Raw genomic sequence first — 12,331 nt, 5'->3', positions numbered from 1 at the left:
GCACGATTGGGCCGATTCGGCGGGGGCCAAACGTCCGAAACAAGCTGCGCGTTGGTCACGAATCAACGGGATTTGGTCTCGCCGAGCCTGCCCAGCAGCAGCGCTGCCGCGATCAGAGCCATTCCGATCGCGTCAAGCGGACCCATCGTCTCTCCGAAAACCAGCCACCCGATAAGGATCGAGACTGCCGGCTGGGTCAGCAGGACCACGCCGATGATGAGCGCCGAGAAGTGCCGCAGGGCGAAGACGATCAGGCCTTGCCCGACAACCTGACTGCAGAATGCGAGCGCCACCAGTGGCCACCATACGTGCGGCCAAACCGGTTCGCCCAGCCATAGCGCGATGGCCAGCATGACCGGTGCGCTCGCCAGCGTCGAGGTGAACAGCAACTCCCAGCTCTCGAACCGGTCGCGCGCACCCTGCAGCAGCATGATATAGAAGAAGTAGAACACACCGGCGAGAATGCAGAACAGGTCGCCGATAAGGGTGACATGGTCGATCTCCAGCGAACGGCCGAGCAGGATTGCCGCACCGCTGATGGCCGCTACGATCGCCGCCAGCTCGATGGGGCGCGGTAAGCGCCGCGCCGCGATCAGGCCCCAGACCATCAGGATCAGGCTGCCGGAATTTCCGAACAAAGAGGCGTTGCCGAGCCGAGTATAGGCTATGCCAATATGCCAGCTTGCCAGATCGAGCGCGAAGGCCACGCCCGCGATCGCAATCAGCAGCCAAGCGCTCAGCGGCGCGACCGCTCGGACTGGACCGCGTTGGCGCACGGCAAGGATCGCGAGCACCGGCAGTGGCAGGAACAAGCGCCAGAACCCGGCGGAAACCGGGCCTGAGTCCGCCATCCGGACGAACCAAGGCCCCAGCGCGAGGGCGAAGTTCCCGCCAAGCAGGGCGACGAAATGCCAGGGATTGGGGCGCGGCAAGCCGCGCCGGTCGTCAATGCCTTTCATGGTCCGCTGGTCAACTCGAGCTTGTCATGCAGACGCCGGCATCCTAGCTGGGTTTTAAATGGAAACTCTGCCGGGCGCAGCAGGGTCTGGCTATCAGGTTAGGGGGCTGACGCCGATCGGGCGAAGCTTCACTGTGAGCCGGTCCATAAAGCGCCCGCCCTGATTTCCCAAGCCCCACTTCTGCAGGTTCCCCGCGTGCCAGCCCCAGCAGTGTTACCCCGAGAAGGACTTCCGTCGATGCATGAATCGCTTTTCCGGCCGATCCAGCTTGGTGCCATCGCCGCGCCAAACCGCATCCTCATGGCACCGCTGACGCGCGGCCGGGCAGGACCGGATGCCGTCCCGACCGAGATCATGCAGACCTACTATCGCCAGCGCGCAGACGCAGGCCTGATCATCAGCGAAGCGACCGGGATCAGCCGCGAAGGCTCCGGATGGCCCAGTGCGCCGGGCATCTGGAGCGATGCGCAGGTCGAAGCATGGAAGCCGGTCACCGAAGCGGTGCACCAGGCGGGGGGCCGTATCATCCTGCAGCTCTGGCATATGGGCCGCGTCGTTCATCCCTATTTCCTCGGCGGCGAACTGCCGGTGTCCGCATCCGCGACCCGCGCGCCGGGCCACGCGCATACGCCGGAAGGCCGGATGGAGAATGTCGAAGCGCGCCCGCTTCGGCTCGACGAGATGCCGCGCATCGTTGACGACTATGGCCATGCCGCTGAGAACGCGAAGCGCGCCGGGTTCGACGGTGTCCAGCTTCACGGTGCGAACGGCTACCTGATCGACCAGTTCCTGCGCAATTCCTCTAACCTCCGCGATGATGACTACGGCGGCAGCCCGGAAAATCGCGTGCGGCTGATGCGTGAGGTGATGGAGCGCCTTGTTTTGATCTGGGGCGCCGACCGCGTTTCGATCCGCCTTTCGCCCAATGGAGACAGCCAGGGCGTTGACGACAGCGATCCCGCTACGCTCTTCGCCGAAGCGGCGCGGGTGCTCGAAGCGCTCAAGGTCTCGTTCGTCGAGCTGCGTCAGCCCGGGCCGGAAGGCACGTTCGGCGCGACCACCGTGCCGCCGCAGGATCACGTGATCCGCGGGCACTATTCGGGGCCGCTGGTGCTCAACAGCGACTACACGCCCGAGGCTGCCGCCGCCGACGTGGCGTCCGGCCGTGCCGATGCGATCAGCTTTGGTCGGCCCTACATCTCGAACCCGGATCTGGTGGAGCGCATTCGCCTCGGGGCCGAACTCGCGCCGAATGTAGGCGTGCCGCAGACGTGGTATTTCCCAGGTGAAGCAGGGTATATCGACTACCCGACGCTTGCCGAGGAGCGGGCGCGCGCTAAGGCCTGAGCGGAGGTAGTCCAGCAGCCGGTCCTTAGGAGCAAAAGATGCGTACGATCCCGCGGTCCTGGCTGTTCGTTCCCGGAGACAGCGAAAAGAAGCTGCTCAAGACGCCGGAAACCGGCGCTCATGCGCTGATTGTCGATCTTGAGGATGCGGTTGCCCTCTCGGCCAAGCCCGATGCGCGGCGAATGACGCGCGACTGGCTGGAAGCGCACCGGCGCCAGATCACGATGCGCAAACAGGCACGGTGGGTACGGATCAATGCCGTCGAGACCGGCCTGTGGCGCGAGGATCTGGCAGCCGTCATGGTCGGCGCGCCTGAAGGCATCATGCTGCCCAAGGCCGAAGGCCCTGAGCAGATCAGGCAGGTCGCCGCCGAAATCTACGAACTTGAACAGCGGCACGGCATTCCCAACGGCCAGACTCGCCTGCTGCCGCTGGTCAGCGAAACCCCGCGCGCTGCCCTGACCATCACGGCCTACATGGACGCATCGATGCCGCGGCTGGCAGGCCTGACCTGGGGGGCGGAGGACCTCTCCGCAGAGTTGGGCGCGGCGCGCAAGCGCGATGCCGATGGGCAGTGGACCGATGCATTCCGTTTCGTTCGCGCGCAGACCTTGCTGGTTGCTCATGCACGCGGCGTCTGGGCGATCGATACGCTCTATGCTGATTTTCGCGATGTCGAGGGTACCAGACGCGCGGCAGAAGCGGCTCGGGCGGACGGGTTTTCCGGCATGCTGGCGATCCATCCCTCGCAGGTGCCGCTGATCAACGCAGCCTTCACGCCCGGCGAGGAAGAGCTTGCCAATGCCCGCGCGATTGTCGACGCGTTTGCGGCCAATCCGGGCGTCGGAGCACTGCAGTTGCAGGGCCGGATGCTTGATCAGCCGCATCTGCGGCAAGCCAAGGCGCTGCTCGGGATCGACTAGCCGCGGTCTGGGCTCAGGGGTTCGCAGGCTTTGCGCTGGCGGTGACCTTTGGTGAAGCGGGGGCTGCATCATCGGGTCCGGCATCGGCATTGGCTGCTGCATCGCCAGCCGTGTCCGAAGCTTCGACAGCCATGCTCGCATCACCTTTGGCTACGGCGCTGCGCGCAGCGGGTGCTAGCGGGGCTTGTGCCTGCGTCCGATCCGTCTCCAGCATCGCATCGCTGACCGAACCGGGCAGGATCTCACCGCTCGCTGTCGACGCCGCCTGCGGCGCTGAAGATTGTCCGCAGCCACCAAGCAGCAGTACCGGGGCCAGCGAGACAGCCAGCAATCGAGATGGCAACAGACGATTCATGCGGGATCCTTGATGGCAGGATTTGCCGTATCACGGGGTTCAAGCAGGCCCAGAAAGCTTTCGCACCGCGCGAGCAATGCCCTATCCCACTCTTCCGGCGCAACCGAAATGCCCAGTGCAGCCAAGCTGGTAACGCCGAACTCTTCGATCCCGCAGGGCACGATCCCGCCGAAGTGCGTCAGGTCCGGCGCGAGGTTGACCGAAAACCCGTGCATTGTCACCCAGCGCCGGATGCGGATACCGATGGCGCCGATCTTGGCTTCCCCGGCATCGGCACCGCGGGTCCAGATCCCGACTCGTCCTTCGGCACGCCAAGCGTCGACGCCGAAATCGCCCAAAGTATCGATGACCCAGCCTTCGACCGCGTGGACAAACCCGCGCACATCCCGCGCGCGTTTGCCGAGATCGAGGACCAGATAGCCGACGCGCTGGCCCGGCCCGTGATAGGTATAGCGCCCGCCCCGTCCTGCCTCGACCACATCGAAGCGCGGATCGAGCAATTCGTCTGCGGCGGCGCTCGTTCCCGCCGTGTAGACTGGCGGATGTTCGAGCAGCCAGATCAGTTCGCGCGCCTTGCCTTCCTGCACAGCGGCGTTGCGCGCTGTCATGGTATCCAGCGCCTCGCGATAGGGCACAAGATCCTGCCCCTGAAGGATCTCGATTTCACCGGGAACGTTCATGCCGGCAGCGCATGAACCTCCCCGGCCGCGCTGGCAAGACCGGTCAGGGTTGATTGCACCGCACGGGGGGTGCGCATCTGTTCCGGTCCTGCTAGGGCTGCGGCGGAAAGGGACATGAGTGCCGTGACAACCTTGGATAGCAGTGCGGCCTGGGCCAGCGCCACCCGCATGGTCGCCGCCAACCGTGACCTTCTCGTGGCGATTGCCGGTGTCTTCTATGTGCTGCCGGGTCTGGCAGGTGCCGTTTTCGTGCCTTCACCGGCGATGACGCCCGAGATGTCCGAGGCGCAGATGCTGGCGGTGATGCAGGACTATTACGCCAACTCGCTGCCGGTTCTGCTTATCCTGTCCCTGCTCCCAATGGCCGGAATGCTGACGATGCTGGTTGCCATGCTTGATACGGCGAGGCCGACCGTAGGACAGGCGATCCGGCACAGTGTCCGCGCGCTGCCGACCTACTTCGCTGCCCAGTTGCTGATCGCACTCGGCATACTTCCCGTATCGATCGCACTGGCCAGCGTGTTGGCCTTGCTCTTGGGAGATAAACTGGCGGTTCCGATCGCTCTAGGCCTGCTGCTCTATCCGATCATGCGGACCATGCTGGTCGGACCAGTGGTAGCGGGAGAGGGTGTTCGCAATCCGGTCACCGCCATCCGCGAAAGTTTCGAGCGCACCCGGCACAATGCAGGGCGGATCCTGCTATTCATCGGCATGGCCGCCTTCGTGTTTCTGGTCGTCTACGGCCTCGTCATGATGTTCGTTGGTGTGGTGCTGGTCCTCACGTTCAAGGGCGAGCCGCAGCGCCTGCTGGGTGAGGGCGTTGCCGGCGTGCTGCTTGCCGTCGGCTATACCTACTTCGTCGCGATGCTCGCCGCGATCTACCGTCAGCTTGCTGGCGATGCGGCTGGCCCTGCCGAACGGTAACCGCGATGGACGAAGCGAATGTGCAGCTGCCGCGGAGCCGCATGGCGCTGCTGTTCATGGTCATGCTGGTCACGGCGGCAGGCAACACGGCCATGCAGTCGGTCATGCCGTCGATCGGCACGCATCTGCATATCGCCGATGTCTGGGTAAGCCTCGCCTATAGTTGGTCGGCGCTGCTTTGGATGCTGCTGGCGCCGTTCTGGGCGCGCCGGTCCGACAGGCGCGGGCGCAAGGCGATGATGGCGCTGGGGCTTGTCGGGTTCGCTGTCTCGTTCGGCCTGTGTGGGGCAGCGCTCCATTTTGGCCTGAACGGCACCATTGATGGCCTTACCGCCATTCTGCTCTTTGCCGCCGCGCGCTCCCTCTACGGAACGTTCGGTTCAGCCGCCCCGCCGGCGGTGCAGGCTTATGTCGCCAGCCGGACCAGCCGGGCCGAGAGAACGCAGGCGCTTTCGATGGTCTCCTCCAGTTTCGGACTGGGAACTGTGCTTGGCCCCGCGCTCGCGCCACTGCTGATTCTTCCGGGTCTCGGTCTGATCGGGCCCTTTGCTGCGTTCACTCTGGCCGCGGTCGTTGTCCTCGTCCTGCTACGGCTGCGCCTGCCTGATGATGACCCGCGTTTCTCCGGCCGCGGCGAGATTCTGGGCGAGCCGATGAGCGCTTCTTCGAACCCTCGCATGGGCGGCGCGACTCAAGCAGCGGACGATCATCTCCACGGTGCTGTGGAGCTGGACCACCATTCCGTGGACTCGAAGGCCGGGAGGCTGCGCTGGCTCGATCCCCGGCTCAGGGCGTGGCTCGCCGCCGGGACGCTGGGCGGACAGGCACAATCGATCCTGCTCGGAGTCGTCGGCTTTCTCCTGCTCGACCGGCTCGGCCTGCGCCATCAGCCTGATGCGGCGGCCGGGCCGATCGGCCTCGTGCTGATGTGCGGCGCAGTCGCCACACTGCTTGCGCAGTGGGGGCTCATTCCGATGATGAAGCTTGGCCCCCGGACATCCACCCTGTGGGGGATGGGCCTTGTCGCGATCGGGACGCTCGGCATGGCGGCTGGTCGCGATCTGCATGCCATCGCAACCGGATTTGCGATTTGCTCGCTGGGCTTCGGTCTGTTTCGCCCTGGCTTCACGTCTGGCGCGAGCCTTGCGGTCACACCCGCTGAACAGGGACAATCGGCGGGCATTGTCGCGGCGGTAAACGGCTCGGCCTATATCATCTCGCCAGCCATCGGTGTGTGGCTTTACAACCACTCGAACTGGCTGGCCTGGGGCGTTGTCGAGCTGCTTGCCGTGTCGGTCATTCTGATCTGCGTCTTCGGCATGCGCCGTGAGGCGGCTGCCTGACGCGGATCAGGGCAGTTCCAGCCGGGACACGACGCGCCCGGCTGCAGCATCGTGCAGCCGTACCGAGAGCATCAGCAACAGGTTCAGGCCGATTGAAAGATAAAGGAAGTACCACAGGGGACTTCCGGCGATCATCGCAAAGCCAAGCAGGATCGCGCGCGGATTGGGGCCAAGATAGCGCAGCATGACGAGCAGGGGTCGCTGTTCGCGCTGAACTTCCGCTCTGATCTGTGCAAGTCGCACCGGGTCATTGGCCATGGCCTGCGTCACCGCAGCATCGATCCGCAGCGCATTCGGGCTCATACCGGCGGCCAGCCGCAAGTACCCCGCCACGAACGCCCGCAGCAGCCAGCCAACGCCGCCCTTGTCGCGGAACAGCTCGCGGTTGTCGCCGCTCGAATTGTGCAGCCACGGCGTGCCGTAGGTCCAGTGCTGGTAGAACCGCCGCTGCACTTCGACGTGATTGGCCTGGACGACATGGCTGGCACCAGCGGACAGCGTCCAGAACCACGCCCAACCGGCGCCCATTGTGCGGGTCAGCACGAGTGCCAGAAGGACATAGAGAACGATGTGACTAGCATAGTCGCAGATGCCATCGATCAGTTCGCCGAGCGGGCTGGACCGGCCCGTAATGCGTGCAAGGTCACCGTCTGCACCATCGATGACGTGCCAAGACATGTGGAGGAGCATGCCCAGCATGGCCCAGAGCGGCCCCGTCGTGCCCCAGTAGACGACCCCTGCTGCGACGACCATCAAGCCGCCGAGCACCGAGACCATGTTCGGGGTGATCGGTGTGGGCGCTAGCAGGCGTGCAAGCTGCCATGCCAGCGGATGGTAGAGATAGTGATTGAGCGCATCCTGCAATTCCCGCGCCCGGGCAGGACGTTTCACCGATGCTGGCCGGATTGTGGTCGGGGATGTGCTCATGCCGCCTGCCTCGCTTTACTTGCGCGCGCCGAGATCGCCTTGACCGACTGTCCCGCTTGCCATCGTCAGCATGGCATCAAGGCTCTTCTTCGCGCCGAGCCGCAGGGTTTCTTCGATCTCGATCCTTGGCGTGAGGTCCCGCAGCGCGAGGTAGAGCTTTTCGAGCGTGTTGAGCGCCATATAGGGGCAAATGTTGCAGTTGCAGTTTCCGTCCGCACCGGGCGCACCGATGAAAGTCTTTTCCGGGAGCGCCAGCTGCATCTGGTGAATGATATGCGGCTCGGTCGCGACGATCAGCGTGTCGCCGGGGAAGGTGCGCGCGAACTGCAGGATGCCGCTGGTCGAACCGACGTACTCGGCATGATCCACGATATGCGGTGGGCACTCCGGATGCGCCGCGACCGGTGCGGCGGGGTACTGGGCCATCAGCTTCAGCAGCTCGGTTTCCGAAAACGCCTCGTGCACGATGCACACACCGGGCCACAGCAGCATTTCGCGCCTGAACTTGCGGTTGAGATAGCCGCCGAGATGCCGGTCGGGGCCGAAGATGATCTTCTGTTCGGGCGGGATCTGCGCGAGGATCGTCTCCGCACTTGACGACGTGACGATCACGTCGCTGAGCGCTTTCACTTCGGTCGAGCAGTTGATGTAGGTAAGCGCGATGTGGTCCGGATGCGCTTCACGGAAGGCGCGGAACTTCTCGGGCGGGCAGGAATCCTCAAGGCTGCATCCGGCATCTCTGTCCGGCAGCACCACGATCTTTTCGGGGCTCAGAATCTTTGCCGTCTCTGCCATGAACTTCACGCCGCAGAAGGCGATGACCTCGGCTTCGGTTGCCGCAGCCTTCCGCGACAGTTCAAGAGAGTCGCCGACGAAATCGGCCAGATCCTGAATCTCGGGCTTCTGGTAGTAATGCGCAAGGATCACCGCCTTGCGGTCCTTGCGCAGCCGGTCGATCTCGGCACGCAGATCGAGGCCGGAAAGATTGGCGGGCTGGGCTGTCATGGCTCGAAACTCCCGGGTCGGGTGAGGGCCAATGCCCCCCCCATTACCCGGCACTTAGGCACCGCCGCTGGTACGGGCAATAGCCTCTGCGTACGCAGCCACAGTCGGCATCCCGGCAACCACTTGGATAAGGCCATGTACCACCACGATCAGCGCCATTCCGGCGATCGTGGCTGGATGCACGCGGCCCAGAACTTTGACGTCATGACGTGCAACAATACCAAGGAAGCCAACCTGCAATACCGCTTCGAGCAAGCCACCGCCTATCTGGCCCAGCAATGGCATGGGCAGCAGCCTCCCCAGTGCCGGTTCCATGAGGATGACGGTCGCCGCGAGCATCAGCCGCCGATGCCACTGTGTCTGGCGGCGCAGCGCGATCGCCGTCACTACGGTCAGCGCGAAGATGACCACCTCGATATGCGTGAGCGCGAGAAAGTACCCGTCGGTGAAGAAGGGCGGCACCCGATGCATCGCCAGCGCCATGCGGCCGGCGTAGGTACCGAGGAGCACGATTGCGAGCACGAGCCCGAGGCTGGCCCAGCCCAGCTTGCGGTGGAGAGCAAGATTGCCGCTCCCCGCCAAACTGTTCTGAACGACGATGGTGGCAAGCCAGCCCAGCATGGCGACGCCATGAGCGTGAATCCAGATCGGAGTCCTCAGCGGATCGACAAAGCCGCGCAGTGCCCATTGGAGGAAGCCGAATACGATCAGGCCGGCCAGCACCTGCGCCAGCCGCGTGAAAAAGCGTTGGTCGGACAGATACGAGGCGTCCGCTTGCGCCGCTGCAAAGTCCATATTCCCACTCCCGCGCACAGCCCGTGGCTTTTGCCAGTCTGGGCAAGGTCGTCCCGTAACGGCAGGTTATGGCTTTGCAGGCTCTCCATCAATCGAAACCGACACGTTGACGTCGCCAAATCCTGCTACTTGCAACGGGATAGCCAGGTTCTGGCGAATGGCATCCTTTGCCGCAGAGCGCGCCAGACCCAGGAGCACCGAATTGGCGCCCTGCTGCATCGCCAACCGTTCTGCCAGCTTCGTGTTGTCCCGCGTCAGCTTGTCCTGCGCGGCACGCGTGATCCACACCCCTTCGCGCAGGTACTGCGCCCGCGCTTCATCGAGGTTTGGGCGGGTGACTTCAATCGGCGGCAGACGCACCGAAAGTGTCTTGCTCGCCTGGTCCCAGCGCATGCGGTCGCGGCCGACTTTGCCGAGCTCGATGGTGTAGTCGACCCGCGCCGGAATGACCGCGACTTGTCGGGAGGTGACGAGGCCGAACAGCCTGCTGTCATCGCTGGCCACGACCGGGGCAAGCTCTGCGCTGAACACCGTCAAGCGGTCCTGCTTGTCGAAAGCGATCAGGCTGGTCGCAAGTGGATCACCGATGGGGACCGGCTTCCACAGCTGCCAAGCGAGGAAAGTCGCCACTGCAGCCGCGGCAACGAAAAGCAGCCACGGCAGAACTGCTCCACGCGCCCGGACCGGCATGCGGGCTCTCGCCGATCCGGATTGCGGGTTCAGGCGGTCAAGGTCCATTTCGGTTCCGGCACTTGCGGCCCGCGTGCAACGCGGCCCTGCGTCTCGAGATCGATGAGATGCGCGAGTACCGAGCGCCCGGCCGCCCCGTTGAGGCGAGGATCGAGGCCCTTGTACATCTGGGTCACCATCTCGGGGATCGTGGCCGGCGCTTCGCCGATCACACGCAGGATCTGCGCCTCGCGCTGACGCCGATGGCCGATCATTCCCCGGACAAGCTGCTGCGGCTTGGTCACCGCGGGGCCATGCGCCGGATAGTACACCGTATCTTCACGGCCCTGCAGCTTCTGCAGCGAGAGCATATAGGCGCTCATGTCCCCATCTGGCGGAGAGACGACAGTGGTCGACCAGCCCATGACATGGTCGCCGGTAAACAGCGCCCCGCTTTCCTGAAGGGCAAAGCACAAGTGATTGCTGGTGTGGCCAGGGGTCGCCACGGCCTCCAGGGTCCAGCCGTCGCCGGCTACCAGCTCGCCATCGGAGAGAACCCGGTCCGGCTGGTAAGTCGGGTCGAAAGCCGCGTCCGCTCTGGCGCCGCTATCGTCGATCACCAGCGGCGCGCAGCCGATGATCGAGGCGCCGGTAGCGGCTTTCAGCGGCACAGCGGCCGGGCTGTGGTCGCGGTGCGTGTGGGTGCATAGGATTGCCACCAGCCGCTGACCGGCAATGGCCTTGAGGATGGCGTCGACATGGCCGTCGCCGTTCGTATCGGCATGGCCGACCTCGCCGGTACCGATCGGGCCTGGATCGATCACGGCGACGTCGCGGCCACTGCCCACCAGATAGGTCTGCGTTCCCGTAAACGTGAATGGCGAGGGGTTGGGGGCAAGAATCCGGCGCACCTGCGGTTCCAGCTCGACCGCAAGGCCGGTGTTCCATTCGGAACGGTCGGGGATGGAAATGCCCGGCGTTGGATTGGGAGTTACCATGGGCGTGATATGGGGAGTTTCGCGTGGCGGCGCAACGCCGCGTCGGTTCAGCCGGGCATCTTGCGTTCAGAGTGCTGCCGGTATCGCTGCTGACAGCCTTTGCCGGAGACGTTCCACTGCGCTGCCCGCCATTTCGATATCGCCCCGCCACGCTCGCTCAAGGCGCTGGATGCGGGCGTAGAGCCGTTCGCTGTCCTGCACACACCGTTGCGCCTCGGTGGGCAGGGCAAGCGCCTGGACGGGATCGCTGAGCGGAAAGTTGGCGATCAGACGGCCATGGCGGCGCAATTGCAACTCGCTGAGCTCACCGGCGAAGTAAGCACGGTGATTGAGCAGCCAAGCCAGGCAATGCATGATCCGCGTTGTCGTGCGGAGCGCCTCGCAGCTCACTTGAACGTGCGCCAGATCCGCATCCGGATCGTCATTGGCGCCCACCAGCGCGCGCCGGTCGTGCCCCTGCCGCAGCCGGTCGAACACCCCACGCGCTTCCTCCGAGAGGACGAGTGCCTCTGCATAAAGCGCCTCGATGATGCGCGGGTTGAGGTTGGGCATGAGGGCCATGATCAGCGCATAGGCCCATCCCCGGTCCCCACTCAACACATCGCTGATGGGGCGTTCACCACGTTTTGAAAACTGTGCCGGAACGATACGGATACCGGCAATACCATACATCCGTTCAAGGTGAGTCAAGATTCTGTAATCACGCAATAATGTCTGGAATCAGATAGTCCTCGAGCAGTGCGATCTGGTCCTTCAGGCGCAACTTCCGCTTCTTGAGCCGCGCGACTTGCAGTTGGTCATGCGCGCCGGTCCCGGACAGGGCATCGATCGCGGCGTCGAGATCGCGATGCTCGATCCGCAGCATTTCGAGCCGCTTGCGCATTTCGTCTTCGGTCAACCGCGCCACTCCCAGATAATGCCCTGCACCGACGAGATCGCGCATCGGCCTGTGCTGCGTTTGCAGGCCATCACGCGTTAACGCTTCGCTGCAACCGGAATACGCACAATCGCGCGCTTTGGACATACCGACGCAGACGGGCTTGCAAGATACGGCGATTGTGGGAGCATGACAACGCGCCCGCTCGAACGAGTCGAGGCCGACACGTCCATGCCGGCGCAAACCTTCGGCCCATGCGTTCTTGCAGCGATCCTGCTGCCGGAGTGGGACGAAGCTGGTGTCCTTGAGGAGGTTGCCGCATGGAACTGTCGCATATCAGCGCTCTTGAATCCAAACATGCCGGTCTTGAACGGCGCATCGCCGAAGAACGGAACCGTCCGTTGCCCAACGAGGCGTTGATCAAGGAGCTGAAGCGCCGAAAGCTGCGAATCAAGGAAGAGCTTGCGCACGTCCAGCAAGTCCATTGATGCTCTGAGGTTTCCGGGTTGCGGCAGGCCCGCTGGTTCCC

15 protein-coding genes are annotated in these 12,331 nt (G+C 64.2%); 5 read left to right on the top strand and 10 right to left on the bottom strand.

What is annotated here, in order from left to right; translation table 11 throughout:
* Positions 1-62: 62 nt before the first annotated feature.
* The gene (locus IP83_RS12935) at positions 63-959 is read right to left on the bottom strand and encodes a DMT family transporter (protein WP_054122630.1); all 897 of its coding nucleotides are present in this window, start codon (positions 957-959) and stop codon (positions 63-65) included.
* A 237-nt stretch (positions 960-1,196) separates the two neighbouring features.
* Here IP83_RS12935 and IP83_RS12930 point away from each other — a divergent pair, with 237 nt between their 5' ends.
* Complete coding sequence (locus tag IP83_RS12930) at positions 1,197-2,306, top strand: alkene reductase (protein ID WP_054122629.1); 1,110 nt, start codon at positions 1,197-1,199, stop codon at positions 2,304-2,306.
* Positions 2,307-2,344: 38 nt separating this feature from the next.
* Complete coding sequence (locus tag IP83_RS12925) at positions 2,345-3,229, top strand: CoA ester lyase (RefSeq protein ID WP_054122628.1); 885 nt, start codon at positions 2,345-2,347, stop codon at positions 3,227-3,229.
* 13 nt (positions 3,230-3,242) lie between these two features.
* Here IP83_RS12925 and IP83_RS12920 read toward each other — a convergent pair whose 3' ends face one another.
* The gene (locus tag IP83_RS12920; protein ID WP_156309709.1) at positions 3,243-3,584 is read right to left on the bottom strand and encodes a hypothetical protein; all 342 of its coding nucleotides are present in this window, start codon (positions 3,582-3,584) and stop codon (positions 3,243-3,245) included.
* Complete coding sequence (lipB, locus tag IP83_RS12915) at positions 3,581-4,264, bottom strand: lipoyl(octanoyl) transferase LipB (protein ID WP_054122626.1); 684 nt, start codon at positions 4,262-4,264, stop codon at positions 3,581-3,583. The genes IP83_RS12920 and lipB overlap by 4 nt, the downstream gene beginning before the upstream one ends.
* 114 nt (positions 4,265-4,378) lie before the next feature.
* Here lipB and IP83_RS12910 point away from each other — a divergent pair, with 114 nt between their 5' ends.
* Positions 4,379-5,188: a hypothetical protein gene (locus tag IP83_RS12910; RefSeq protein WP_143146758.1), complete on the top strand. Its 810-nt coding sequence runs from the start codon at positions 4,379-4,381 to the stop codon at positions 5,186-5,188.
* 5 nt (positions 5,189-5,193) lie between these two features.
* On the top strand, positions 5,194-6,531 hold the full coding sequence (locus IP83_RS12905) for an MFS transporter (protein WP_231625041.1): 1,338 nt from the start codon (positions 5,194-5,196) through the stop codon (positions 6,529-6,531).
* Positions 6,532-6,537: 6 nt separating this feature from the next.
* On the opposite strand, the gene IP83_RS12900 is transcribed toward IP83_RS12905, so the two are convergent.
* From IP83_RS12900 to IP83_RS12870, 7 genes are all read right to left on the bottom strand, one after another.
* Positions 6,538-7,422: a CDP-alcohol phosphatidyltransferase family protein gene (locus tag IP83_RS12900; protein WP_231625040.1), complete on the bottom strand. Its 885-nt coding sequence runs from the start codon at positions 7,420-7,422 to the stop codon at positions 6,538-6,540.
* 51 nt (positions 7,423-7,473) lie between these two features.
* Positions 7,474-8,463 (bottom strand): quinolinate synthase NadA, encoded by a 990-nt coding sequence (nadA, locus tag IP83_RS12895; protein ID WP_054122623.1) that lies wholly within the window; start codon positions 8,461-8,463, stop codon positions 7,474-7,476.
* A gap of 54 nt (positions 8,464-8,517) precedes the next feature.
* Positions 8,518-9,258 carry a hypothetical protein gene (locus tag IP83_RS12890; protein ID WP_054122622.1) on the bottom strand — a complete coding sequence of 247 codons (741 nt, stop codon included), beginning with the start codon at positions 9,256-9,258 and terminating at the stop codon, positions 8,518-8,520.
* A 66-nt stretch (positions 9,259-9,324) separates the two neighbouring features.
* A complete protein-coding gene (locus IP83_RS12885) occupies positions 9,325-9,996 on the bottom strand; it encodes a DUF4230 domain-containing protein (protein ID WP_054122621.1) in 672 nt (223 codons plus the stop codon).
* Positions 9,978-10,925 carry an MBL fold metallo-hydrolase gene (locus tag IP83_RS12880; RefSeq protein WP_054122620.1) on the bottom strand — a complete coding sequence of 316 codons (948 nt, stop codon included), beginning with the start codon at positions 10,923-10,925 and terminating at the stop codon, positions 9,978-9,980. Before IP83_RS12880 ends, IP83_RS12885 begins: the two co-directional genes overlap by 19 nt.
* 66 nt (positions 10,926-10,991) lie before the next feature.
* On the bottom strand, positions 10,992-11,615 hold the full coding sequence (locus IP83_RS12875; RefSeq protein ID WP_231625039.1) for a DUF1465 family protein: 624 nt from the start codon (positions 11,613-11,615) through the stop codon (positions 10,992-10,994).
* A 10-nt stretch (positions 11,616-11,625) separates the two neighbouring features.
* Positions 11,626-11,823 carry a YdcH family protein gene (locus tag IP83_RS12870; protein ID WP_054122704.1) on the bottom strand — a complete coding sequence of 66 codons (198 nt, stop codon included), beginning with the start codon at positions 11,821-11,823 and terminating at the stop codon, positions 11,626-11,628.
* Positions 11,824-12,122: 299 nt separating this feature from the next.
* Here IP83_RS12870 and IP83_RS19620 point away from each other — a divergent pair, with 299 nt between their 5' ends.
* The gene (locus tag IP83_RS19620; protein ID WP_072383114.1) at positions 12,123-12,290 is read left to right on the top strand and encodes a YdcH family protein; all 168 of its coding nucleotides are present in this window, start codon (positions 12,123-12,125) and stop codon (positions 12,288-12,290) included.
* Positions 12,291-12,331: the final 41 nt, after the last annotated feature.

The sequence above is a fragment of the Novosphingobium sp. AAP93 genome, assembly GCF_001296055.1.
GTDB lineage: Bacteria > Pseudomonadota > Alphaproteobacteria > Sphingomonadales > Sphingomonadaceae > Novosphingobium.
Note: the sequence above shows the minus strand (reverse complement) of the source record. Positions and strands in the feature narration are given on the sequence as shown.

What these genes read in the sequence shown, in the direction of transcription:
- IP83_RS12935 (WP_054122630.1), bottom strand. Translation starts at nt 959, where the DNA reads ATGAAAGGCATTGACGACCGGCGCGGCTTGCCGCGCCCCAATCCCTGG.
- IP83_RS12930 (WP_054122629.1), top strand. Translation starts at nt 1,197, where the DNA reads ATGCATGAATCGCTTTTCCGGCCGATCCAGCTTGGTGCCATCGCCGCG.
- IP83_RS12925 (WP_054122628.1), top strand. Translation starts at nt 2,345, where the DNA reads ATGCGTACGATCCCGCGGTCCTGGCTGTTCGTTCCCGGAGACAGCGAA.
- IP83_RS12920 (WP_156309709.1), bottom strand. Translation starts at nt 3,584, where the DNA reads ATGAATCGTCTGTTGCCATCTCGATTGCTGGCTGTCTCGCTGGCCCCG.
- lipB (WP_054122626.1), bottom strand. Translation starts at nt 4,264, where the DNA reads ATGAACGTTCCCGGTGAAATCGAGATCCTTCAGGGGCAGGATCTTGTG.
- IP83_RS12910 (WP_143146758.1), top strand. Translation starts at nt 4,379, where the DNA reads ATGAGTGCCGTGACAACCTTGGATAGCAGTGCGGCCTGGGCCAGCGCC.
- IP83_RS12905 (WP_231625041.1), top strand. Translation starts at nt 5,194, where the DNA reads ATGGACGAAGCGAATGTGCAGCTGCCGCGGAGCCGCATGGCGCTGCTG.
- nadA (WP_054122623.1), bottom strand. Translation starts at nt 8,463, where the DNA reads ATGACAGCCCAGCCCGCCAATCTTTCCGGCCTCGATCTGCGTGCCGAG.
- IP83_RS12890 (WP_054122622.1), bottom strand. Translation starts at nt 9,258, where the DNA reads ATGGACTTTGCAGCGGCGCAAGCGGACGCCTCGTATCTGTCCGACCAA.
- IP83_RS12885 (WP_054122621.1), bottom strand. Translation starts at nt 9,996, where the DNA reads ATGGACCTTGACCGCCTGAACCCGCAATCCGGATCGGCGAGAGCCCGC.
- IP83_RS12880 (WP_054122620.1), bottom strand. Translation starts at nt 10,925, where the DNA reads ATGGTAACTCCCAATCCAACGCCGGGCATTTCCATCCCCGACCGTTCC.
- IP83_RS19620 (WP_072383114.1), top strand. Translation starts at nt 12,123, where the DNA reads ATGGAACTGTCGCATATCAGCGCTCTTGAATCCAAACATGCCGGTCTT.